The organism is Phytopseudomonas daroniae (assembly GCF_004327275.1).
GTDB lineage: Bacteria > Pseudomonadota > Gammaproteobacteria > Pseudomonadales > Pseudomonadaceae > Aquipseudomonas > Aquipseudomonas daroniae.
On record NZ_QJUJ01000001.1, the window covers coordinates 832,259 to 854,484 of the forward strand.

Below are 22,226 nucleotides of genomic sequence, written 5' to 3' on the forward strand. Positions count from 1 at the left end.
AGCGCTGCGTAGAAAATAACTAAAACGGCTTAGCCGCCCTGAATTTGTGCATAAGCCGCGCCAGAGCGCCTCAAAAAGGGCAGCAAAAAACCTGCCGTAACCGGCTTTACTCATGCAAACGAATGGATATAATGGCGGCCCTCAAATGCCGGTATAGCTCAGCTGGTAGAGCAACTGACTTGTAATCAGTAGGTCCCGGGTTCGACTCCTGGTGCCGGCACCATACGAAACAACGACTCAGGCTCACCGCAAGGTGGGCCTTTTTCGTTATGGGATTTTGGTCATCTCCTCTTTCCCTAATCTTGCGCTTCTCTGAGATCAGATGGCCAGACGCCAAGCATCCTTACAGCCATGCAGGGTGAGAGCTAGATCAAACGGCCTCGCCATTCCTCTATCGGCGAATTGGCGCGGCTGGGTACCGGTACAGGTGATCCATGAAGGCATATCGAGTAGCCTTGCGGATCTTTTTGGTTGGATCGGTCGGTAGGGAGTCGAGCATTGAGTCACAAGAGCAAAGCGATCCTCTGGGCCGGCATGGGCCTAAGCCTGTTGCTGTCGGTTGTCGTGCTTCGTCTGTTTTCTGTCTGGGCGACGACGCTTCCGCTGGACGTGCCGGTTCGGCTCGACGAGGGAACCACCCTGGATTTACCGGTCAAGGCCCGAACGCTTGAGTTCGATACGCTGGCGGTAGTGTTTTCCACCGGTGAGCTGCCGCTGTATACCGTGCGCAAGCTGTCCGGTGGGCCGATCTGGGAAAACGAACAGTGGGTCGAGTATCCACCGGCACCGATGACATTGGGCTGGAAGCTGCTGACGCCGGCAGGTGAGCTGTTGTCCGCAGGGCAGGCAGACGTAGGCCAGGAACTCACCAGCTATGGCAGCGATGAGATCACTCGCGCCGTGGCGCGCATTCCGATGGAGCCTGGGGACTATCGTCTTCAGGTGACCGCGCTGACACCTGATGCGCGCTTTGCCGAAGTGGCCACGCGGCTGGTGTTCGTGGCGCAAGGCAAAGGCGAGACCTGGCAATCGGGCGTCGCATGGTGGGGTTCGATAATCTCGGGCGTGCTGCTGATCCCGCTGATGGTCATCTGCGGATTATTGACCCTCCACCACTTCACGCGCTGGCGTTACGGAGCACCAGCCGCGGATTGAATATCGAGCGAGCCGATGTGCCGGATCGCCTTCGGCTTACACACGATAGCGATCCAGCAATGCCTCGGTGGGATGGCAGAACAGAGAGCCAATGCCGAGCATGCCGATATGCACACCCTCGCACACCAATTCCTCTTGAAGGCATTGCAGATAACTGCGCGATGCTGCCGCAGGGCCTGTGTCACACAGGCTCGATACTCCTGTGGTTTCAGCCGCTGCGGTCTGGCAGATCGAAAATACGCGCAGAAGAGCAAATGAGCGCTGAGGATGAAGCAGCATGGCAGCCATTAAAGGAAGTATTAGCGTGTCAGCAATCTGGAAGCCAAAGCATCGCGGGCTGCTCATGACCGTCGTTCTCGTTCTGCCTGCGTGCTCGGCGATCGGCCCGTTTTCGGAATATGAAAAGAGTCTGATCAACAGGCCAATGCCCAAGGACGTAACCCAGGCAAAACTGGAGTGTAATATCCGCCGAGCGCACTACGACATGCTGCTGTTCACCCTCAAGCAGCGAGACGAAAACGGATGGGATGACGACGCCGAAAAGGACGTGATGATCTCGGACGCCTGGGCGGATTATCACCGCGCCAGGCGGATAGGGTGTAGCGGATGGGAGTGATGGAAAACGCCCCCCTGGAAGGTGCCGCCTACCACCCCCTATTCACGACGATGCCAGCGCCTCGCCTCAGCTGCCACAACCCGGGAAAAATACGATGAAGACGTCACAGCGCGGATCTGGCCACCTGTTCAGCCTGATAGTCATCGCGCTCATTGCGTGGGGTGGTTACGTAACCTTCTACGTGCCGTACGAACACAGAAAATCGATGGATGAGTTCCGCGGCAAACCGCCTGCGGTGAGCCCGGCGAAGCTGGCGATAGTCGAGGCGTACAAGCCAAAGCCGACCCCAGCCCAACTGCCTCGCGGGCTGTACACCGGCACAGTGGAGCAAGACGGTTACCCGATGAGTATCAGCTTCGATTTCGGCGAGGATCAGGTCATTACCAAGAAGGCCTACATCAAGAACTATGAGTTCACTGGCTCAGCGGTTTATGAATTCGTTGGCTCGGTGATGACCTTCAGGAACGTGAAGGGCGACGCCGTTCTTTTTGCAGAGTCTGGCGAGCCGATTGACGTGATCAGCCCAACCGAAATCCATGTGCCAGGGCCTGATACGACACTGGTGCTGACGCAGAAGTGAACGCGCCTGCACGCATACGGATACAGCTTCTGAGCTGCCTCGGCGCAGGGACGCGCCGCGCAGTCAGTAATCAGAAAGGGGACAGATTCAACATCTGTCCCCTTTTTTGCCTGCTGGTTTGTCAGTTCTCCCTTCCCTGAAGCATCAGGCCCGCCCGGCCGCCTCTATCCGCGCGATCTCGTCGGGTTGCACGTAGTAGTCGGTGTTTTCGTCGTAGCTGCGCACGATGAAGCAGGCGACGCTGGCCACGAAGGTCACGCCCACCAGCCACCAGATGTGCCAGATCAGAGCGAAGCACATCAGGGTCATGAACGCCGCGGCGATCAGGCCGATGCCGGTGTTGCGCGGCATATGGATGGGCCGGAACCTGGTCGGGGCAGGCTTGAGGCCGTCGCGTTTCATTTCGTGGAATTCGTCGATGCGGTCGCCACGCGGGGTCACGGCGAAATTGTAGAACGGCGGCGGCGACGCGGTCGACCATTCCAGGGTGCGGGCATTCCAGGGGTCGCCGGTGTGGTCGGCCAGTTCCTTGCGCTTGATGATCGACACGGCGAACTGAATCAGCGTGCAGGCGATGCCCAGGCCGATCAGCACCGCACCGATCACGGCCACGTTCAGGTAGGGCTCCCACTCCGGGTTGGTGGTGCTGTTTAGGCGCCGGGTCATGCCCATGAAACCCAGAATGTAGAGCGGCATGAAGGCCAGGTAGAAACCGCTGATCCAGAACCAGAAGGACGCCTTGCCCCAGCCTTCGTGCAGCTTGAAGCCGAACACTTTCGGGAACCAGAAGGTGATGCCGGCCATGTAACCGAACACCGCGCCACCAATGATCACGTTATGGAAGTGCGCCACCAGGAACAGGCTGTTGTGCAGCAGGAAGTCGGCGCCCGGCACCGCCAGCAGCACACCGGTCATGCCGCCGATGGAGAAGGTGATGATGAAGCCCAGCGTCCACAGGATCGGCGTGGTGAATTCCAGGCGGCCACGGTACATGGTGAACAACCAGGTGAAGATCTTCACCCCGGTCGGAATCGCGATGATCATCGTGGCAATGCCGAAGAAGGCGTTGACGCTGGCCCCCGAGCCCATGGTGAAGAAGTGGTGCAGCCAGACCACGAACGACAGGAAGGTGATGGCGATGGTCGCCCAGACCATCGAGGTATAGCCGAACAGGCGTTTACGAGCGAACACCGCTGTCACTTCGGAAAACACCCCGAAGGCCGGCAGTATGAGGATGTACACCTCCGGGTGGCCCCAGGCCCAGACCAGGTTCACGTACATCATCGGATTGCCGCCGCCGGTGCTGGTGAACAGGTGGAAGTCCAGGTAGCGATCCAGGGTCAGCATCGCCAGGGCCACGGTGAGAATCGGGAAGGCCGCGACAATGATCACGCTGGTACAGAAGATCGTCCAGGTGAAGATCGGCATCCTGAACATCGTCATGCCCGGCGCACGCATCTTGAGGATGGTGACCAGGAAGTTGACCCCGGTGAGCAGCGTGCCCAGGCCGGAGAGCTGCAGGCTCCAGATGTAGTAATCGACGCCGACCCCAGGGCTGTATTCGATACCCGACAGCGGCGGATAGGCCACCCAACCGGTCATCGCGAACTCGCCGACGAACAGCGAGATATTGGTCAGCAGCACACCACCGACGAACAACCAGAAGCTCAGCGAGTTGAGCAGCGGATAGGCGACGTCACGGGCACCGATCTGCAGCGGCGTGACGATGTTCATCAACCCCACCACCAGCGGCGTGGCGACGAAGAAGATCATGATCACGCCGTGGGCGGTGAAGATCTGGTCATAGTGATGGGGCGGCAGGTAGCCCCCATCGCCACCGGTGGCCACGGCCAGCTGGGTGCGCATCATGATGGCGTCGGCGAAGCCACGCAGCAGCATGATCAGCGCGACGATGATGTACATCACGCCGATCTTCTTGTGGTCGACCGAGGTCAGCCATTCGCGCCACAGGTAGCCCCATTTCCTGAACCAGGTCAGCGCAGCGAACAGGCCCAGGCCACCGAACGCCACGGCGATCATGGTGGCGACGAGGATGGGTTCGTGCAGGGGTATCGCGTCGAGGGTCAGTTTTCCGAGCATGTGTCGAATCGGTGCCGACTGGCGGCACGCGGGCTCCTTGGGTCAGTGGGAATCGGGTATGGCGCGGCCAGCAACAGGCCCTAGCTGCGGCGGCGAAACAGCGGACGCGGTTCGATGGCCGAGCGGCCGTACTGCACGCTCATGCCGGCGAGGCCCTTGAGGGCGTCGTGCACCGATTTGTCCTCACGCACCGCGAAGCTGTCGAAGCCGCACTGGCGCATGTGGCTGAGCTGGTCACGCAGCACCTCGCCGACCGCGCGTAACTCGCCGCGCCAGCCCAGGCGGGTACGCAGCAGGTAGGCCTGGCTGTAGCCGCGGCCATCGCGAAAGCTGGGGAAATCGATGGCGATCAACGGCAGCACGGCGAGCCAGGGCTGCAACTCCAGGGGCTCGTCATCGGGACTCAAACACAGGCCATCGCGGCTGGCCTCAAGGCCCTGCAGCACGGCCTCGCTCTGCCGTTCGAGCCAACGCGCCAGGGGCAATATCGTCGGGCTGTCTACCGGCACATCGGCTTCGCGCAGCAATGCCCAGGGATCGTCGCTGGCGATACGTGCCACGCCATCGCGCAGGGTGATCAGGTTGTTCATGCCGGCTCCCCCGCCCTGCGGTAGACCCGTGCCTTGAAGGGCTCGATGCCGACACGTAGCACGGTGTCGATGAAACGTTCGTCGCCCTCGCGCTGCTCGCCGAAGGTCTCGACCAGGCGCTCGATCACATCCGGTACTTCGGCGGCGCTGAACGACGGGCCGATTACCTTGCCCAGCGCACTGGCCTTGCCCTGGGCGCCGCCGATGGTCACCTGGTACCACTCGCTACCATTCTTATCGACGCCGAGGATGCCGATATTGCCGATGTGGTGATGGCCGCAGGCATTCATGCAACCGGAGATGTTCAGGCTGATGTCGCCAAGGGCGTGCAGTGCTTCTGCATCCTCGAAACGCTGCTGAATGGCCTGGGCAATGGGAATCGACTTGGCGTTGGCCAGGGAACAGTAATCCCCACCCGGGCAGGCGATCACATCGGTGAGCAGACCGATATTGGCGCTGCCCAGGCCGATGCTCGCGGCACGCTGCCAGAGTGCGTGCAGGTCGGCCTTGCGCACGTCGGGCAGTACCAGATTCTGTTCGTGGGCGACGCGAACTTCGCCGAACCCGTATCGCTCGGCCAGCTCGGCAACGGCGTCCATCTGCCCGGAGGTCACGTCACCTGGCGGCAGGCTGGCGCCGGGTTTGGTGGACAGCACCACGCTGGCGTAGCCAGGCACCTTGTGTGGCTGCACGTTACGCGACACCCAGCGGGCGAAGGCTGCATCAGCGGCCAGGGCGGTGCCGAAGTCCAGGTCTGCATGGGGCAGCGCGGCATAGCCTGGTGGCGCGAAGGCCGCGGCAACCCGCTGATACTCAGCGTCGGTCAGTTCGGCGGGGCCATCCTTGATGTGCTGCCACTCGGCTTCGACTTCCTCGGCGAAAGCGTCGATGCCCAGCGCCTTGACCAGGATCTTGATGCGCGCCTTGTACTTGTTGTCGCGCCGACCGTGGCGGTTGTACACGCGCAGGATCGCCTCGACGTAGGACAGCAGGTGCCGCCACGGCAAGCCATCGCGAATCGTCTGGCTGAGGATCGGCGTGCGCCCCAGCCCGCCGCCGACCATCACCCGCGCCAGCAGCTCGCCGGCCGCATCGCGATACAGGTACAGGCCAACGTCGTGCATGGGCACCGCGGCGCGATCCTGCTCGGCCGCGCACAGGGCGATCTTGAATTTGCGCGGCAGGAACAGGAACTCCGGGTTGACCGTCGACCACTGGCGGAGGATCTCGGCCAGCGGCCGTGGGTCGAGCAACTCATCGGCCGCGACACCGGCAAAGGCTTCGGTGGTGATGTTGCGCACGCAGTTGCCCGAAGTCTGGATGGCGTGCATCTCGACGTCGGCAAGGCGTTCGAGGATATCCGGCACCTGCTCCAGCTCGATCCAGTTGAACTGGATGTTCTGCCGCGTGGTGAAGTGCCCGTAGTCGCGGTCGTAGTCCCGCGCGATGGAGGCCAGGGTGCGCAGTTGCCGCGCCGACAGGGTGCCGTAGGGTATCGCCACGCGCAGCATGTAGGCGTGCTTCTGCATGTACAGACCGTTCTGCAGGCGCAGCGGGAGAAATTCCTCCTCGCTGAGCTCGCCGCTGATGCGCCGCTGCACCTGGTCGCGGAATTGCGCGACCCGCTCGCGCACCAGGGCGTGGTCGTACTCGTCGTAGTGATACATGCAAGGCCCTCATCGCCGCCACACACGGCATACAGGCCAGCACTATGGACAAGCAGGACATTTCGAAACAGTCGCAGATAAAACGTAAAAAACCCTATCAGAAGGAGAACCTGCTACCTTTTCGAGCTTGATAGCCTTAGAACCTGTTCACGATCTTTCGAGCAATGACAGCAGAAAGGCGGAAGCGGCCATTCGTAGGGTGGACGACGCTTCACCCGTCCACCGTTCTGCGATCGCAATGGTGGATGAAAAGAGCGTCAGCTACGCGCCCCGATCCACCCTACGTCTGCTTGCGCCACATTGCCGCCGATCTATAGGGATACGGGTTCCTGTTTGCCAAGTGCACAAAGATCGTGAACAGGCTCTTAGCTGATAGGCAGGTTCAGTCTCTGATCCGCATTTCATCAAGACTCCTGAGTCTGTTACAAAAATCGTCAACAGGGCATCATCCGCGCCCATGCCATAGCGGACAGCGGTGATGCCCTCCTCCCACAACTGCCAAGCCAGGACAGCATGAAGCGTTACGAAAAATTCGCCGATGAAATAGCCGGGCTGATCCGCACCGGCGTACTGGCGCCCGGCGAAAAGGTGCCCTCGGTGCGCCACGCCAGCCGCACCTACGGGGTAAGCCCGTCGACCGTGTTCCAGGCCTATTACCTGCTGGAAGACCGTGGCCTTATCCACGCCCGTGCGCGCTCCGGCTATTTCGTCCGCGAGCACGCCCAGCGTCCGTTGCACGAGCCGGAGGTGCGCGCGGGAACGGCACAAACCACCGATGTCGATGTCAGCGAACTGGTGTTCTCGGTGCTCGGTTCGTTGAAGGATCCGCACACCGTGCCCTTCGGCTCGGCCTTCCCCAGCCCGGATCTGTTCCCCCTGCCGCGCCTGGCCCGTTCCATGGCGCAGAGCGTGCGCGACATGCCCAGCCATGCGGTGATCGCCGACATGACCGAAGGCAATCCCGACCTGCGTCGGCAGATTGCCCTGCGCTATATGGTCAGTGGTGTGATGCTGCCGCTCGAAGAACTGGTGATCACCACCGGCGCCATGGAAGCGCTCAACCTGTGCCTGCAATCGGTGACCGAGCCGGGCGACCTGGTGGCCATCGAGAGCCCGGCGTTCTACGCCACCCTGCAGGTACTGGAACGGCTCAAGCTCAAGGCGGTGGAAATCCCCGTGCACCCACGCGAGGGCATCGATCTGGACAGTCTGGCGAGCAGCCTGGAGCAACTGCCGATCAAGGCCTGCTGGTTCATGAGCAGCCTGCAGAACCCACTCGGCGCAAGCATGAGCGAAGACAAGAAACGTGGCCTCTATGCGCTGCTGCAACGCCATCAGGTGCCGCTCATCGAAGACGACGTGTACGCCGAGCTGTACTACGGTACCCAGCCGCCAAAGCCGGTGAAGAGCTTCGACCGCGAGGGCCTGGTGATGCACTGCGGCTCGTTTTCCAAATGCCTGGCGCCGGGCTACCGGGTCGGCTGGGTCGCTGGCGGACGCTACGCCCAGCGCATCGCCCGGCTCAAGTTGATGACCACCATCTCACCCTCGGTGCCGGCCCAGGCCGCCCTCGCCGACTACCTGCAGCACGGCGGTTACGACCGCCATCTGCGCAAGCTGCGCCATCACCTGGAAACCCAGCAGGCGTCGATGCTGGCCTCGGCAGCGCGGCACTTTCCGGCCGACACGCGAGTAACCCGGCCGAGCGGCGGCTATTTTCTCTGGTTCGAATTCGCCCAGCGGGTGGATGCGCTGCAGCTGTTCCGCCTGGCGCTGGCCCAGGGCATCAGCCTGGCGCCGGGGCCAATCTTTTCGGCAACGCGCGGCTTCGGCCATTGCGCACGGCTCAACCATGGCCATCCGTGGAGCGCGCAATGCGAGCAGGCCATGGCAACCCTGGGGCGAATCATCGATTCATTCTGAGGGCGTTGCGGAAGCGGAGGGACAGAGGCAGGTGCTCATCACGTGCGCGATGAGCACCGCGAGGTCAGAGCTGGTCGCCTTGCAAGCCGGCGTAGAGACGGGTCATTTCGTTGAGCTGGCGGAACATCGACTCGGCATTCACGGCGACGATGGTCGGCACGAAGTCCTTGGAGGCGAAGGCCTTGCTCGCGAACTGCCAGCGCGCGTCGGTCTTGCGTAGCGCTACCGCGATCTCTTCGTTCGGCGCACCGGCGGCCTGAAGCTCCTTCATGATGCTGTCGAACTCCTTCACCGAGGCGTCGAAGCTGGCATCCAGATCAGGCGCCTGCACGCCCCAGGCACGGGCCATGTAGAACATCGCGGTACGCTGGGTCAGCACACGGTTCCAGCCACTGCGGTTGATCGAGTGCGAGGCCGCGTCGCCGTTGTGCTTCTCGAACAGGTCGGTGACGTGCTGGCACTGCTTCACCAATTCCTCGGCCTTGGCCAGCATGGCCGGCGCCTGAGCCTTGTCCGGTGTGGCGGTGATCATGTCGCGATAGGCAGACCAGATCACTTCGACCTGGCCCAGTGCAGCGAGGACTTCGTCGTTGGTGGGGTGGGCCTTGAGCTTGGCGTGGTGATCTTCGAACAGCGCGATGCTGGTGTTGAGCTGCTTGATCGCGTCATCGACCTTCACGTCGGAGCCGATCATCAGGTAATCCTTGGCCATGATCTGGCCCAGGCTGCGCTGCAGGCCGGCCATGTTCATCGCTTCCAGCGGGGTCATCTGCGCCCAGCTGGCGCAACTGATCAGGCTGAGCCCCAGCAGGAGCGTTCGCATGCAACGTTTAATCAACTCGATATCCTCGTGCGCTCTGAGGGCCGACCAGCGATGCAGACACACCACTGGAGAGCGGGGCGCGCGACGATGGTTGACCTGAGTGAATACTGGAGCGCGGCGGCAGCCAGGACTGCCAACATTCCGACGCCAGCGATTGTTGAATTCTACTCCATAAGGCCCGTCGTTGACGTGTCGCCGGTGCGCGATAGGTTGCCGTCTGGCGGGTGAAAACAGAGATTGGTGACGCCCGTCACATTGCCCGATGCTCGCCTGCCCTGCTCCACCACCTCAATACGCTCGCAGGACGAACAGGCAGCCCTGAAAATACGCGCGACCTTGCGCCTCGAGCTGCTCGAACCGGGCTTCGGTTTCCACGTCTTCGGCGGGTCTTTAGCGCGCAAGATAGCACAGAGCCATCAGGCCATGACCGAACGGTCAGCCTGCCGAGGGCGAAGCAAGCGGGAAGCGGAGGCAAGCAGCCACCTCCCCTGCCGTGGCAGGAGGAGGTGTGCAGGGTCAAGACGCCTTGTTGACCTCGGCGGCCGCCTTGCGGCGGGCGCGGCGAGACAGCATGTTGAGCGCCTCGATCACCGCCGAGAACGCCATCGCTGCATAGATGTAGCCCTTCGGAACATGGGCGCCGAAGCCTTCGGCGATCAGCGTCATGCCGATCATGATCAAGAAACCCAGCGCCAGCATCACCACCGTCGGGTTGTTGTTGATGAAGCGCGCCAGGGGCTCGGCGGCCAGCAGCATCACGGTGACGGCGGCGACCACGGCGATGACCATGATCGGTACATGGGGCGTCATGCCCACGGCGGTGATGATGCTGTCGACCGAGAACACCAGGTCGAGCAGCAAGATCTGCACGATGGCGGCGCTGAATCCCAGAGTCGCGGCACGCCCGACGAACATGTCGCCTTCCGGTTCAGGATCCATGGAGTGATGGATTTCCTTGGTTGCCTTCCACAGCAGGAACAGGCCACCGGCGATAAGGATGATGTCCTTCCAGGAGAAGGCCTGGCCGAACAGCTCGATCACCGGCTCGACCAACTGGACGATCCACGCCACCGTACCGAGCAGCGCCAGGCGCAGGATCAGCGCCGCACCAATGCCCAGGCGCCGTGCCTTGGCACGCTGATGCTCGGGTAGTTTATTGGTGAGGATGGAGATGAAGATCAGGTTGTCGATGCCCAGTACCACTTCCATGACCACCAGGGTGGCCAGGGCGATCCAGGCAGTGGGGTCGCTCGTCAGTTGCAGGAGATAGTCCACGGTCACGCACTTCATGGCTGAACGGAATGCGCATTCTCGACCTTTGCAGAACCGACAAATACGACAAGTTGAAACAATTTATTTCAGACCTATATAGGGCTGTAACCCCCGCAGTACGGGTGCTTAGCGCGCCAGCAGAACAACCACGCACACCGCCAGCACCGCACTGATCACCTTCCAGAACAGCAATGGATTGCGCTCCATCAACGGCGGCCGGCGACTGTCGAGAAAGGCCTGGCTGGGATGACGCAGTTCGTGAACGAATTCGGCGGGTTCGTCGTAGCGCTTGAGCGGGTTGGGTTGAGTGGCCTTGCGCAGCACATCGTCGATCCACGCCGGCAGCTCGCGCTCGACGTGGCGAATCGGCCGGTAGCGCAGGCGATTCTGCGCTGCTCGGGTACGCGCCCTGGCCACCTCGGCGCCGAAGGGCAGTTGCCCACTGAGCATCTGGTAGGCGATCACTCCCAGGGAAAACACGTCGGAACGCACCGTGGCGGGCTCAGCGAGAAAGTACTCCGGCGCCATGTACTGCACGGTGCCCAGCATTTCACGCTGCGCCAGCGGTGCGGCGAGTTCCTGCAGGCCCGCCACGCGGGTGGCGCCGAAGTCGATAATCTTCACCGTGCCGGTAGTGTCGATCATTACATTGGCCGGGCGCAGATCCTGGTGCAGCATTTCCAGGCGGTGGAAGGCGCGTAACCCCCGGGCGATCTGTTCGACGATGGCGCGCACGGTTTCCAGGTCGGGAGCTGGATGATCGATCATCCACTGCGCCAGGGTCTGGCCTTCGACGAACTCGCTGACGCAATACAGATAGTTGCGTTTGCGTGTCTGCGGGCAGGGCTTGAGCACATGGGCGCTGTCGATGCGCCGGGCGATCCACTCCTCGGTAAGAAAACGCTCCAGATAGCGGGAGTCGTGCTGCAAATCGAGCGATGGGGTCTTGATCACCACCGCGCCGCCGCTTTGCTCGTCGGTGGCCAGGTATACATGGCTGCGACTGCTGGCATGCAGAGACCTGACGATGCGATAACCGTCGAAAGGCATGCGCGCCTCGAGAATCGGCGGACAAGGCCATTCACCCAGGCGGTGCCGCACATCATCGGCCTCGGCCTGGGGCAGTTGATCGACGCGCACGATCTGCAGGGTCAGATTGTCATCGCTGCCCTGCTCGTAGGCCTCGGCGACGATGGTGCGTGCGGCCTGGGGCAGATCCTCGGCGTGCTCGGCGATGCACTCGATGATCTGCCGCGCACCGACGTACTCGTAGACACCATCGGTGGCCAGCACGAAGACGTCCCCCGGATCGACGGCCAGCGCCTGGTAGTCCACCTCCAGCTGCGGCTGGATACCCAGCGCCCGGCTCAGGTAGCTCTTGTCCTGGCCAAGCCACAGGCGATGATCCTGGGTCAGTTGCTCCAGGGCGCCATCACGCAGGCGATAGATACGGGTGTCGCCGGCGTGAAACAGGTGCGCCGTGGTGGACTTGATCACCAGCGCACTGAGGGTGCACACATAGCCACGATCCATGTCGTAGCGATGCAGGCCTTGCCGGGTCTGAGCGTAGAGCCAGGCATTGGTGGCGCTGAGCACGCGCATCACCGACTTCTTCACCGACCAGGCTTCGCTGGTGCTGAAGTAGTCGGAGAGGAACGCCGCCATCGCCGTTTCACTGGCGATGTGGCTGACCTCGCTGCTGCTGATGCCATCGGCCAGGGCGATGGCGATACCCTTGCTGCTCAATTGCGGCTCGCATGGCACGTACAGGCCATGGAAATCCTGATTACGCGCCTTGCGACCCTTGTCGGAATGCTGGCCGATGCTGACCTGCAGTTGGCCCTTCATCCCTGCCCGCAGCACTTCAGCGACAGCGTCCATCGATGATGGCTCAGCTGAAGGAGCGTTTGGGCGCGGTTCTCACATGGGTGGTGTACAGCGTCAGGCCGGTGAAGGCCAGGCCGCCGACCAGGTTGCCCAGGGCTGTGGGAATCTCGTTCCAGAGCATGTAGTCCATCACCGAGAAATTGCCGCCCAGAATGATGCCCGAGGGGAACAGGAACATGTTCACCACCGAGTGCTCGAAGCCCATGAAGAAGAACAGCATGATCGGCATCCACATGGCGATGGTCTTGCCGCTGACCGTGGTGGAAATCATCGCGCCGACCACGCCCATGGACACCATCCAGTTGCACAGCACGCCGCGCAGGAAGATGGTCGCCCAGCCGGCCGCGCCATACTCGGCGTAGCCCAGGGTGCGGTCTTCGCCGATGTGCGAGATCTTCTCGCCGATCAGACCTGGGTCGGTGGAGAAACCATAGGTGAATACGAAGGCCATCATGAAGGCCACGGTCAGCGCGCCGGCGAAGTTACCGAGGAACACCAGGCCCCAGTTGCGCAATACACCACCCACGGTCACCCCAGGGCGACGATCGAGCAGCGCCAGCGGGGTGAGCATGAACACCCCGGTGAGCAGGTCGAAGCCCATCAGGTAGAGCATCACGAAACCGACCGGAAACAGCACCGCGCCGAGCAGCGGCGAGCCCGTCTGCACACTGACGGCGATGGCGAATACCGCCGCCAGGGAGAGGATCGCCCCGGCCATGAAGGCGCGGATCAGGGTATCGCGGGTCGACATGAAGATCTTCGACTCGCCGGCATCCACCATCTTTGTGACGAATTCGGCAGGAACCAGGTAGGACATGGAGATGCTCTCTTTTCAGAAATTCAAACGGGAAATGAATCAATCGTGCAGGGTGGATCTGGGGCGCGACTCACGCTCTTCTCCACCTTCGCAGCCAATCGGTTGAGGCGATCAACCCGCCAGGCCGATTTCCACGGTGTCACCATTGAGCCGCACCGGCCACACCCGCAGGCGCTGCTCCGGGTACTCCAGGCAGCTGCCGTCGACCAGGCGGAAATGCTGTTTGTAGAGCGGCGAGGCGATCACCAGATCGCCCTTGATCTGGCCGATCAGGCCGCGGCCAATGACGTTGGCGCCGGATTTCGGATCGCGGTTTTCCACGGCGAACAGCTGCTCGCCGGCCTCGCTCTGCGGCAGATGGAACAGGGCGATCTGCGCACCCTCGAGCCAGGCCACCACGCCCGAATTGGCGACCAGATCCTGGCTGCGGCAAAGTGGTCGCCACTCGGTGGCGGGAAGAGATTGGGCACGCACGGCGTTGGACTGGCTCATCAGAGCACCTCCTCGGTAACGGGGATCAGGTGTAACTCACTGGCGGAAAGCGGACGGCGCTGGCCACGCTCCTTGACGAAGTGGATGTCCGGATCGGCGCGCTTGTCGTTGACGAAGGTGCGGAAGCGCTTGAGCTTCTCCGGATCCTTGAGGGCGCCGGCCCACTCGCATTCGTAACGGTCGACCACCAGCTGCATCTGCGCTTCCAGCTCATTGCCCAGGCCCAGGCTGTCGTCGAGGATCACCGCCTTGAGGTAATCCAGGCCACCTTCCAGGGACTCGCGCCACACCGAGGTACGCTGCAGCTTGTCGGCGGTGCGTACGTAGAACATCAGCACACGGTCGATGGTGCGGATCAGCGCCGCGTCATCCAGGTCGGTGGCGAACAACTCGGCGTGCCGTGGGCGCATGCCGCCGTTGCCACACACATACAGGTTCCAGCCCTTGTCGGTGGCGATCACGCCAATGTCCTTGCTCTGCGCCTCGGCGCACTCACGGGTGCAGCCGCTGACCGCGAACTTGATCTTGTGCGGCGAGCGCAGGCCCTTGTAGCGATCCTCCAGACGCAGCGCCATGCCGACGCTGTCCTGCACACCGTAGCGGCACCAGGTGCTGCCCACGCAGGACTTCACGGTGCGCAGCGACTTGCCGTAGGCATGCCCGGTCTCGAAGCCGGCAGCGATCAGCTCGCTCCAGATCTCCGGCAGTTCGTGCAGTTGCGCACCGAACAGGTCGATACGCTGGCCGCCGGTGATCTTGGTGTAGAGATCGTATTTCTTCGCCACCGCACCGATGGAGATCAGCCCGTCCGGGGTGATCTCGCCGCCGGGAATACGCGGTACCACCGAGTAGGTGCCGTTCTTCTGCATGTTGGCCATGAAGGTGTCGTTGGTGTCCTGCAGCGGAATCAGCAGCGGATCGGTGATCGGCTGGTTCCAGCACGAGGCGAGGATCGAACCGACTGCCGGTTTGCAGATATCGCAGCCGGTGTGGCCACGACCATGACGGGCCAGCAGCTCTTCGAAACTGAGGATGCCTTCCACCCGGACGATGCCGTACAGCTCCTGGCGGGTGTGGGCGAAGTGCTCGCAGAGGCTCTTGTCCACCGCCACGCCACGGGCGCTCAGCTCATGCTCGAAGACCTGCTTGAGCAAGGCGCTGCAGCCACCGCAACCGCTACCGGCCTTGGTGATGGCCTTCAGCTCGCCGAGATCGGTGATGCCGGCGTCGACCTGGCAGCACACCGCGCCCTTGCTGACGTTGTGGCAGGAACAGATGGTCGCGCTGTCCGGCAGCGCATCGGCGCCCAGGGTCGGCGCGCCGTCGGAGAGCGGCAGGATCAGGCTGGACGGATCCTGGGGTAGCTTGATGCCGTTCTGGGCGTACTGCAGCAGGGTGTCGTAGTAACTGTTGTCGCCGACCAGCACCGCGCCGATGACGTGCTGGCCATCCGCCGAGACCACCAGGCGGCGGTAGCTGGCATTGGCTTCGTCGATGTAGCGGTAGCTCTTGGCACCTGGCGTGGCGGCGTGGGCATCGCCGATGGAGCCGACGTCGACGCCAAGCAGCTTGAGCTTGGTCGACATGTCGGCGCCGGTGAACTGTTCATGGGCCTGACCCGCAAGCAGCGCGGCGACATTGCGGGCCATCGAGTAGCCCGGCGCGACCAGGCCGAAGACCATGCCATTCCAGGATGCGCATTCGCCGATGGCGAAGATCGCCGGGTCGCTGGTACGGCAATCGTTATCGACCACCACGCCACCGCGCGGCGCTATCTCCAGGCCGGCGGCGCGGCCAAGGGCGTCCTGCGGGCGAATACCGGCGGAAAACACGATCAGGTCGGTTTCCAGATACTCACATTTACCATCAGCGCCATCGCTGAATTTCATGCGGTAGGCGTATTCCTCACCGATGACGATCTCCTGGGTGGCGCGCGACAGGTGCACGCCCACACCAAGGGCCTCGATGCGCGCCCGCAGCGCGTCGCCACCGTCGGCATCCAACTGCACTGGCATCAGCCGTGGTGCGAACTCCACCACGTGGGCTTCCAGGCCAAGGGACTTGAGGGCGTTGGCCGCTTCCAGGCCGAGCAAGCCGCCGCCGACCACCACGCCACGCCGGGCGCTGGCTGCTGCGGCGCGAATACCATCGAGATCGTCCAGAGTACGGTAGACCAGGCGCGAATTGCCCTCGGCGCCAGGAATCGGCGGTACGAAAGGGTAGGAACCGGTGGCCAGCACCAGGCGGTCGTAGTGGCGGCGGCCGTGGGCGGTGACGACCTCCTGGGCCTCACGGTCGATCTCCAGCACCTGTTCGCCCAAGTGCAGGTGCACGCCATGACGGGCGTACAGGTCAGGCTCGCCAAGGGCCAGGGCTTCGGCGTCCTTGCCGGAGAAATACTCGGACAGGTGCACGCGGTCATAAGCGCGCTGGCGCTCTTCGCCATACACGTGCACCTGATAGCGCTGCAGGGCGCCGCTGGCGATCAACTGTTCCACACAGTGGTGGCCGACCATGCCGTTGCCGATGACGATCAGGCTCTCGCGCTTGATCGATGTGACGATGGAGTTCATAGCCTGCCCTCTGTCTGCTGCGCTATCACGGGTTTCTGCAACGCAAAAAAAAGACGCCTGGAGCTGCTAGCAGCTTCAGGCGTCTTTGCCTTGGATTCAGTCATGTAGTTTTGGGTGGATGGCGGGCTACGCTGCCCAGGCTCATCGCCCCAGCAGCCGAAGCGGCCAGGGCACCTGCAGGGTTATGGCAGGTCACGCAGAATGGATAGCAGGTTGCATGCCAACGCCTGGATAAACGCTAGAGCGCAGGAGTGGCGAGGCTTTCAGGCAGGCGAATAGAAGATACGCAGCATGAAATACAGGAATGCAGCGAACCAAAATGAAGCATATCGCCCCTCAAATCACCGTTTCGGGGCATACCGCAATTCCCAACACGGCAGCATGTGGCTCTGATCGATCAGGCATAGAATCCGTTCACGCTCACCAGCCAGAGCCAAGCGTTGACCGTAAGATGCGACAAGGCGGAAGCGGCCTGTCGTAGGGTGGACGACGCTTTATCCGTCCACCGCTCTGCAATCGCGATGGTGGATGAAAAGAGCGTCATCCACCCTACGTCTGCTTCCGCCTTTTTGCGGTCGTACATGAAACATCTGCAGGCGATGCGGGCAGATCGTGAACAGGTTCCTAGCGCTCCCAGGGTGGCGGCGGTTCCTGATCCTTGGGTTCGTCCTCGGCGTTGAGCACTGCCTGACGACGCGCTTCATCGGCCAGGGCGGCCTTGATCTCGCGCATCACCGCATCGACGTCGGCATCTTCCTCGGGGTCGTCGAACTCGCCGGTCAGCACGCTATCGGGGGTCAGCTTGCCGTCCTCGTACAGCGCCCACATTTCCTTGGCGTACTTGCTGAACCTGAGCTCCGGCGCGAACTGGCCGAAATAGGCGGCCATGTTGCCGACGTCACGTTCGAGCATCTTGAACGCGTGGTTGTTGCCCGCCGCGTCCACCGCCTGGGGCAGATCGATGATCACCGGGCCTTCGGGGCCGAGCAGCACGTTGAATTCCGACAGGTCGCCATGCACCAGGCCGGCGCAGAGCATCTTGACGATCTCGTCGATCATGAAAGCATGGAATTCGCGGGCGTCCTCGGGGTGCAGGTCGACGTCGTTGAGCCGCGGCGCCACACCACCCTCGCCGTCGGTGACCAGCTCCATGAGCAGCACACCTTCGAGAAAGTCGTAGGGTTTGGGCACCCGAACCCCGGCATTGGCCAGGCGAAACAGGGCCGCCACCTCGGCATTCTGCCAGGCGTCTTCCTGGCCTTTGCGACCATATTTGGAGCCTTTGGCCATGGCCCGTGCGTCACGGCTGTTGCGTACCTTGCGACCTTCCTGATACTCGGCGGCCTGGCGGAAACCACGCTTGTTGGCCTCCTTGTAGACCTTGGCGCAGCGCAACTCGTTACCGCAACGCACGACATAGACCGCTGCTTCCTTGCCGCTCATCAAAGGGCGAATCACCTCGTCCACCAGGCCGTCCTCGACCAAGGGCTCAATGCGTTTTGGCGTCTTCATCAGCTTTTATCGTTGTTCCTCAGTGGCCTATGCGGCCCTTTTATACGGCAATCCTGAGGCAGCGCCCAGTCTCTGCCGTAATTCACCGCGTTCGTCGCTTCAAAAGCGCGATTCGGATTGGCTATGGCTCGATCAGAGCCGACAATCTTTCCATCGTCTAAACGCGAACCACCCATCCCAGGAGTTGACCATGCTCGATCAGACAGGTTGCTGGCAGGCCGTGTGCGACCGCGACGCCACGCAGGATGGTCACTTCGTCTTCGCCGTGCGTTCGACCGGCATCTATTGCCGCCCCAGTTGCCCGGCCCGCCGGCCGCGCCGCGAGAACGTCAGTTTCCACGCGGATAGCGCGGCAGCCGAAGCGGCGGGCTATCGCCCCTGCAAACGCTGCACACCCCAAGGCCCCAGCCCGGCCGAACAGCTCGATGCACTGGTTACCGCAGCCTGCCGCCTGCTCGACGAAACCGACAAGCCACTGACCCTGGATCGGCTTGCCGCGCGCATCGGTCTGTCGCCCTCGCATTTGGCAAGGGCCTTCAAGGCGCGCACCGGGATGACGCCAAAGGTCTGGGTCAGCACCCGTCAGCGTGAGCGCCTGGAACAGGCACTACCCCAGGCAGACTCGGTGCTCGATGCAGCGCTGGCCAGCGGTTATTCCGGCACACGAGCGCTCTACGAACAAACAGACGGATTGAGTCCGGCCAGAAGACGTCAGGGCGCTGCGGGAGAAATGCTGCGCATCGCCGTTGCCCCCTGCGCGCTCGGCTACCTGCTGCTGGCGAGCAGCGACAACGGCCTGTGCGCCTTGCTGTTCGGCGAGTCCGAAGCGGCGGTGGAAACGGAGCTGCGCCAGCGCTTCCCGGCAGCGACGTTGCAACGCAATGACGCGGTGCTGCAGGATTGGTTGCATGAGGTGCTGACGCAGATCGAGGAGCCGACTCGCGCAGCCAACCTGCCGCTGGATCTACGTGGCACGGCGTTTCAGCAACGAGTATGGCAGGCCCTGCGAACCATCCCCATGGGGCAGACGCGCACTTACGGACAACTGGCCGCCACTCTCGGCAGCCACCCACGAGCCATCGCCCGAGCCTGCGCCAGCAATCCCCTGGGCCTGCTGGTGCCCTGTCATCGCGTCACCGCAGCCGACGGCAGCCTGGGCGGCTACCGTTGGGGCGTGGCGCGCAAGGCGGCATTGCTCAAGGCCGAAGCCGGGACGACCAGCCTCGAAGATTGATCCTGTACCTAGGGGCCATTGGTGGAACGATGAAGCGGGTTCCACCCTACGAGTCACCGCTCAAGAATCGCGGTAACGCCCTGGCCGCCAGCGGCGCAGATGGAGATCAACCCGCGACCCTCGCCCGCAACGGATAGCAGCTTGGCCAGGTTGGCGACGATCCGCCCGCCGGTGGCGGCGAACGGATGGCCGGCGGCCAGCGAGCTGCCCTTGATGTTGAGCCTGGCCCTGTCGATGGTGCCCAGCGGCTGCTCCAGCCCCAGCCGCGTGCGGCAATAGTCGGCGTCCTCCCAGGCCTTGAGGGTACAGAGCACCTGGGCAGCGAAGGCTTCATGAATTTCGTAATAGTCGAAGTCCTGCAGGGTCAGGCCGTTACGCGCCAAGAGCCGGGGCACGGCATACACCGGCGCCATCAGCAGACCCTCGTTGCCTTTGACGAAGTCCACCGCCGCCGCCTCGCCATCGCGCCAGTAGGCAAGAATCGGCAAGCCGCGGGCCTTGGCCCACTCTTCGCTGGCGAGCAGCACCAGGGACGCACCATCGGTCAGCGGCGTCGAGTTGGCGGCGGTCAAGGTGCCGCGTTCGCCGCGCTCGAACACCGGCTTGAGGGTGGCCAGCTTGGCCAGGTCGATATCGGGACGCAGGTTCTCGTCGCGAGTCAGGCCGAGAAACGGAGTGAGCAGATCGTCCTGCCAGCCTTCGGCATAGGCGGCAGCGAGTTTGCGATGGCTCTCCACCGCCAACTGATCCTGTTCGTCACGGGGGATGGCCCAGTGCTGCGCCATCAGCTCGCAATGCTGGCCCATGGACAAACCGGTGCGCGGCTCACCATTGCGTGGCAGCGACGGCGCCAGGTGCCGCGGACGTATCTGCAACAGCGCCTTGATCTTGTCGCCGGTACGCTTGCTGCGATTGGCTTGTAACAGGATCTTGCGCAACCCCTCATTGACGCCAATCGGTGCATCCGAGGTGGTGTCCACGCCACCGGCGATGCCGCTTTCTATCTGCCCCAGGGCGATCTTGTTGGCGACCAGCAACGCGGCCTCCAGCCCAGTACCGCAAGCTTGCTGCAGGTCGTAGGCCGGCGTCTGGGGCGACAGGCGCGAGCCGAGCACACATTCTCGGGTCAGGTTGAAATCCCGCGAGTGCTTGAGCACGGCGCCCGCGACCACCTCGCCGAGGCGCTCGCCATGCAGGTTGTAGCGCTCGATCAGGCCTTCCAGGGCACTGGTGAGCATGGCCTGATTACTTGCGGTGGCATACACGCTATTGGAGCGGGCGAAGGGAATGCGGTTGCCGCCAACGATGGCGACCCGGCGCGGCAGGCTCATATACGGCTCCTTGCGGGTAGTATGGCTCGGTACTTTAACGCGGTTGATCGCCGCATTGGCTGCTCAACCGGCTGCTGGCGTCACCCTGTCGATGCATGAAACGAGCGATGGCGTACAGTGGTCAATACCTTTGAGTTTCAGCCCTGGAGTCTGTTCCATGTCCGATCGCTACCTCAACTTCGCCAATACGCCAACCGGACGCCGCCTGGTCGGCGCGCTCGGCCTGCCCGCACCGCTGCCCCTGGAACGCTGGGTGGCGGGCCGCAACCGGCCCCTGGAAGGCGCATTGCTGATCGGCGGTGACGGCGAGCTGGGCGCAACAGTGGCGAGCTTCGCCACCCGTCTGACCGACGAACATTTCTCCGCCCGCGATGACCAGCTCGGCCTGCCACGCTGGACAGCCGAGCACGGCCCCAAGCTCAAGGGCCTGGTGTTCGATGCCAGCAGCCTGAGCCGCTTCGAGGAGCTGGACGCCCTGCGTCAGTTCTTCCAGCCAGCCTTCAAAGGCCTCGACCGCTGCCCGCACGTCGTCGTGCTCGGCCGCGCACCGCAGACCCTCGACGATCCCCAGACCGCCAGCGTGCAGCGGGCCCTGGAAGGTTTCACTCGCTCGCTGGCCAAGGAAATCCGCCGGGGCGGCACCGTGCAGTTGCTGCATGTCGATCAGGGCGCCGAAAACCAGCTCGAAGGCGCGCTACGTTTTCTGCTTTCGCCTAAAAGTGCCTATGTGTCGGCCCAGGTGCTGCGCCTGCAGCCCTGCGCCCAGTTGGTCAGTGACTGGACGCGCCCGCTGGCCGGCAAAACGGCCCTTGTGACTGGCGCCAGCCGTGGCATCGGTGCAGCCATCGCGGAAACCCTGGCCCGGGACGGCGCCGAAGTACTGTTGCTGGATGTGCCACAAGCCAAGGACGCGCTCGATGCTCTCGCCTCACGCCTTGGCGGGCGTAGTCTGGCCCTGGATATCTGCGCCGAGGACGCGCCCGGCAAACTGGTCGAGGCGTTGCCCGAGGGTGTGGATATCGTCGTGCACAACGCCGGCATCACCCGCGACAAGACCCTGGCAAAGATGAGTGAAGGACTCTGGGAGTCGGTGATCGACGTCAACCTGCGCGCGCCACAGCAGCTCACCGAGGCCCTGCTACAGGCTGGTACCTTGCGTGACAACGGCCGCGTGGTGCTGATCGCTTCGCTCAGCGGCATCGCTGGCAACGTCGGGCAGACCAACTACGCGACCAGCAAGGCCGGGCTGATCGGCCTCGCCCAGAGCTGGGCGCCGAAGCTGGCCGAGCGCGGCATCAGCATCAACGCCGTGGCACCGGGTTTTATCGAAACCCAGATGACAGCCGCCATGCCCTTCACCATTCGCGAAGCCGGCCGGCGCATGAACGCCATGAATCAGGGCGGCCTGCCCCAGGATGTCGCCGAGACCGTGGCCTGGTTCGCCCAGCCGGGCTCAGGCGCAGTCAGCGGCCAGGTATTGCGAGTGTGCGGGCAGAGCCTGCTGGGCGCTTGAGCACAAGCCGCCGCGATCGCTTTCCAGCGGGCGATCGCGGCGGCGAAACTCCACTGGCGTTTCGCCGCCCCTGCGCCGCCGGGGCGCGGCCGATCACTTGCGCAACGGGCACCAATGCGCGCTGGCTAATGTCCTAAATCT

General features: G+C 63.0%; 19 protein-coding genes and 1 tRNA gene. 7 read left to right on the plus strand and 13 right to left on the minus strand.

Annotated features, from left to right (window positions below):
• Nucleotides 1-147: 147 nt before the first annotated feature.
• Both DNK10_RS03955 and DNK10_RS03960 read left to right on the plus strand, forming a co-directional pair.
• Nucleotides 148-223 (plus strand) — tRNA-Thr (locus DNK10_RS03955).
• A 275-nt stretch (nt 224-498) separates the two neighbouring features.
• A complete protein-coding gene (locus DNK10_RS03960) occupies nt 499-1,155 on the plus strand; it encodes a hypothetical protein (RefSeq protein WP_131190642.1) in 657 nt (218 codons plus the stop codon).
• Between the two features lie 36 nt (nt 1,156-1,191).
• On the opposite strand, the gene DNK10_RS03965 is transcribed toward DNK10_RS03960, so the two are convergent.
• Complete coding sequence (locus tag DNK10_RS03965; RefSeq protein WP_131190643.1) at nt 1,192-1,500, minus strand: hypothetical protein; 309 nt, start codon at nt 1,498-1,500, stop codon at nt 1,192-1,194.
• Here DNK10_RS03965 and DNK10_RS03970 point away from each other — a divergent pair.
• Nucleotides 1,499-1,771: a hypothetical protein gene (locus DNK10_RS03970; protein WP_131190644.1), complete on the plus strand. Its 273-nt coding sequence runs from the start codon at nt 1,499-1,501 to the stop codon at nt 1,769-1,771. The genes DNK10_RS03965 and DNK10_RS03970 overlap by 2 nt on opposite strands.
• 94 nt (nt 1,772-1,865) lie before the next feature.
• On the plus strand, nt 1,866-2,351 hold the full coding sequence (locus DNK10_RS03975; RefSeq protein ID WP_131190645.1) for a hypothetical protein: 486 nt from the start codon (nt 1,866-1,868) through the stop codon (nt 2,349-2,351).
• A gap of 144 nt (nt 2,352-2,495) precedes the next feature.
• On the opposite strand, the gene cyoB is transcribed toward DNK10_RS03975, so the two are convergent.
• The 3 genes from cyoB to DNK10_RS03990 all read right to left on the minus strand — a co-directional run bounded on the left by cyoB (nt 2,496) and on the right by DNK10_RS03990 (nt 6,708).
• Complete coding sequence (gene cyoB / locus DNK10_RS03980) at nt 2,496-4,451, minus strand: cytochrome o ubiquinol oxidase subunit I (protein WP_131190646.1); 1,956 nt, start codon at nt 4,449-4,451, stop codon at nt 2,496-2,498.
• Nucleotides 4,452-4,531: 80 nt separating this feature from the next.
• The gene (locus DNK10_RS03985; protein ID WP_131190647.1) at nt 4,532-5,041 is read right to left on the minus strand and encodes a DUF934 domain-containing protein; all 510 of its coding nucleotides are present in this window, start codon (nt 5,039-5,041) and stop codon (nt 4,532-4,534) included.
• Nucleotides 5,038-6,708, minus strand: a complete 1,671-nt coding sequence (locus tag DNK10_RS03990; RefSeq protein WP_131190648.1) for a nitrite/sulfite reductase — start codon at nt 6,706-6,708, stop codon at nt 5,038-5,040. Before DNK10_RS03990 ends, DNK10_RS03985 begins: the two co-directional genes overlap by 4 nt.
• Nucleotides 6,709-7,221: 513 nt before the next feature.
• Here DNK10_RS03990 and mapR point away from each other — a divergent pair.
• Entirely contained in the window at nt 7,222-8,631 is a 1,410-nt protein-coding gene (gene mapR, locus DNK10_RS03995) for a GntR family transcriptional regulator MpaR (protein ID WP_131190649.1), read from the plus strand.
• A gap of 64 nt (nt 8,632-8,695) precedes the next feature.
• On the opposite strand, the gene DNK10_RS04000 is transcribed toward mapR, so the two are convergent.
• The 8 genes from DNK10_RS04000 to DNK10_RS04035 all read right to left on the minus strand — a co-directional run bounded on the left by DNK10_RS04000 (nt 8,696) and on the right by DNK10_RS04035 (nt 18,007).
• Nucleotides 8,696-9,454 carry a hypothetical protein gene (locus DNK10_RS04000; protein WP_242674707.1) on the minus strand — a complete coding sequence of 253 codons (759 nt, stop codon included), beginning with the start codon at nt 9,452-9,454 and terminating at the stop codon, nt 8,696-8,698.
• 516 nt (nt 9,455-9,970) lie between these two features.
• On the minus strand, nt 9,971-10,729 hold the full coding sequence (locus tag DNK10_RS04005; RefSeq protein WP_131190650.1) for a TerC family protein: 759 nt from the start codon (nt 10,727-10,729) through the stop codon (nt 9,971-9,973).
• A 123-nt stretch (nt 10,730-10,852) separates the two neighbouring features.
• The gene (locus tag DNK10_RS04010) at nt 10,853-12,574 is read right to left on the minus strand and encodes a bifunctional protein-serine/threonine kinase/phosphatase (protein ID WP_131190795.1); all 1,722 of its coding nucleotides are present in this window, start codon (nt 12,572-12,574) and stop codon (nt 10,853-10,855) included.
• A 43-nt stretch (nt 12,575-12,617) separates the two neighbouring features.
• Entirely contained in the window at nt 12,618-13,430 is an 813-nt protein-coding gene (locus DNK10_RS04015; protein ID WP_131179681.1) for a formate/nitrite transporter family protein, read from the minus strand.
• Between the two features lie 111 nt (nt 13,431-13,541).
• Nucleotides 13,542-13,922 (minus strand): nitrite reductase small subunit NirD, encoded by a 381-nt coding sequence (nirD, locus tag DNK10_RS04020; protein WP_131179682.1) that lies wholly within the window; start codon nt 13,920-13,922, stop codon nt 13,542-13,544.
• Complete coding sequence (gene nirB, locus DNK10_RS04025) at nt 13,922-16,495, minus strand: nitrite reductase large subunit NirB (RefSeq protein WP_131190651.1); 2,574 nt, start codon at nt 16,493-16,495, stop codon at nt 13,922-13,924. Before nirB ends, nirD begins: the two co-directional genes overlap by 1 nt.
• Nucleotides 16,496-16,892: 397 nt before the next feature.
• The gene (locus DNK10_RS04030; protein ID WP_131190652.1) at nt 16,893-17,078 is read right to left on the minus strand and encodes a hypothetical protein; all 186 of its coding nucleotides are present in this window, start codon (nt 17,076-17,078) and stop codon (nt 16,893-16,895) included.
• A 41-nt stretch (nt 17,079-17,119) separates the two neighbouring features.
• Nucleotides 17,120-18,007: a PA4780 family RIO1-like protein kinase gene (locus DNK10_RS04035; protein WP_131190653.1), complete on the minus strand. Its 888-nt coding sequence runs from the start codon at nt 18,005-18,007 to the stop codon at nt 17,120-17,122.
• Between the two features lie 190 nt (nt 18,008-18,197).
• Here DNK10_RS04035 and ada point away from each other — a divergent pair, with 190 nt between their 5' ends.
• The gene (gene ada / locus DNK10_RS04040) at nt 18,198-19,241 is read left to right on the plus strand and encodes a bifunctional DNA-binding transcriptional regulator/O6-methylguanine-DNA methyltransferase Ada (RefSeq protein ID WP_131190654.1); all 1,044 of its coding nucleotides are present in this window, start codon (nt 18,198-18,200) and stop codon (nt 19,239-19,241) included.
• A 53-nt stretch (nt 19,242-19,294) separates the two neighbouring features.
• On the opposite strand, the gene DNK10_RS04045 is transcribed toward ada, so the two are convergent.
• On the minus strand, nt 19,295-20,572 hold the full coding sequence (locus DNK10_RS04045; RefSeq protein ID WP_131190655.1) for an acetyl-CoA C-acetyltransferase: 1,278 nt from the start codon (nt 20,570-20,572) through the stop codon (nt 19,295-19,297).
• A gap of 157 nt (nt 20,573-20,729) precedes the next feature.
• Here DNK10_RS04045 and DNK10_RS04050 point away from each other — a divergent pair, with 157 nt between their 5' ends.
• Nucleotides 20,730-22,085, plus strand: coding sequence for a 3-oxoacyl-ACP reductase (locus tag DNK10_RS04050; RefSeq protein ID WP_131190656.1), 1,356 nt, complete (start codon nt 20,730-20,732; stop codon nt 22,083-22,085).
• Nucleotides 22,086-22,226: the final 141 nt, after the last annotated feature.

What these genes read in the sequence shown, in the direction of transcription:
- DNK10_RS04015 (WP_131179681.1), bottom strand. Translation starts at nt 13,430, where the DNA reads ATGTCCTACCTGGTTCCTGCCGAATTCGTCACAAAGATGGTGGATGCC.
- ada (WP_131190654.1), top strand. Translation starts at nt 18,198, where the DNA reads ATGCTCGATCAGACAGGTTGCTGGCAGGCCGTGTGCGACCGCGACGCC.
- DNK10_RS04045 (WP_131190655.1), bottom strand. Translation starts at nt 20,572, where the DNA reads ATGAGCCTGCCGCGCCGGGTCGCCATCGTTGGCGGCAACCGCATTCCC.
- DNK10_RS04000 (WP_242674707.1), bottom strand. Translation starts at nt 9,454, where the DNA reads ATGCGAACGCTCCTGCTGGGGCTCAGCCTGATCAGTTGCGCCAGCTGG.
- DNK10_RS04030 (WP_131190652.1), bottom strand. Translation starts at nt 17,078, where the DNA reads ATGTACGACCGCAAAAAGGCGGAAGCAGACGTAGGGTGGATGACGCTC.
- mapR (WP_131190649.1), top strand. Translation starts at nt 7,222, where the DNA reads ATGAAGCGTTACGAAAAATTCGCCGATGAAATAGCCGGGCTGATCCGC.
- nirD (WP_131179682.1), bottom strand. Translation starts at nt 13,922, where the DNA reads ATGAGCCAGTCCAACGCCGTGCGTGCCCAATCTCTTCCCGCCACCGAG.
- DNK10_RS03990 (WP_131190648.1), bottom strand. Translation starts at nt 6,708, where the DNA reads ATGTATCACTACGACGAGTACGACCACGCCCTGGTGCGCGAGCGGGTC.
- DNK10_RS03985 (WP_131190647.1), bottom strand. Translation starts at nt 5,041, where the DNA reads ATGAACAACCTGATCACCCTGCGCGATGGCGTGGCACGTATCGCCAGC.
- DNK10_RS04050 (WP_131190656.1), top strand. Translation starts at nt 20,730, where the DNA reads ATGTCCGATCGCTACCTCAACTTCGCCAATACGCCAACCGGACGCCGC.
- DNK10_RS03965 (WP_131190643.1), bottom strand. Translation starts at nt 1,500, where the DNA reads ATGAGCAGCCCGCGATGCTTTGGCTTCCAGATTGCTGACACGCTAATA.
- DNK10_RS04035 (WP_131190653.1), bottom strand. Translation starts at nt 18,007, where the DNA reads ATGAAGACGCCAAAACGCATTGAGCCCTTGGTCGAGGACGGCCTGGTG.
- DNK10_RS03975 (WP_131190645.1), top strand. Translation starts at nt 1,866, where the DNA reads ATGAAGACGTCACAGCGCGGATCTGGCCACCTGTTCAGCCTGATAGTC.
- nirB (WP_131190651.1), bottom strand. Translation starts at nt 16,495, where the DNA reads ATGAACTCCATCGTCACATCGATCAAGCGCGAGAGCCTGATCGTCATC.
- DNK10_RS03970 (WP_131190644.1), top strand. Translation starts at nt 1,499, where the DNA reads ATGACCGTCGTTCTCGTTCTGCCTGCGTGCTCGGCGATCGGCCCGTTT.
- cyoB (WP_131190646.1), bottom strand. Translation starts at nt 4,451, where the DNA reads ATGCTCGGAAAACTGACCCTCGACGCGATACCCCTGCACGAACCCATC.
- DNK10_RS04010 (WP_131190795.1), bottom strand. Translation starts at nt 12,574, where the DNA reads ATGAAGGGCCAACTGCAGGTCAGCATCGGCCAGCATTCCGACAAGGGT.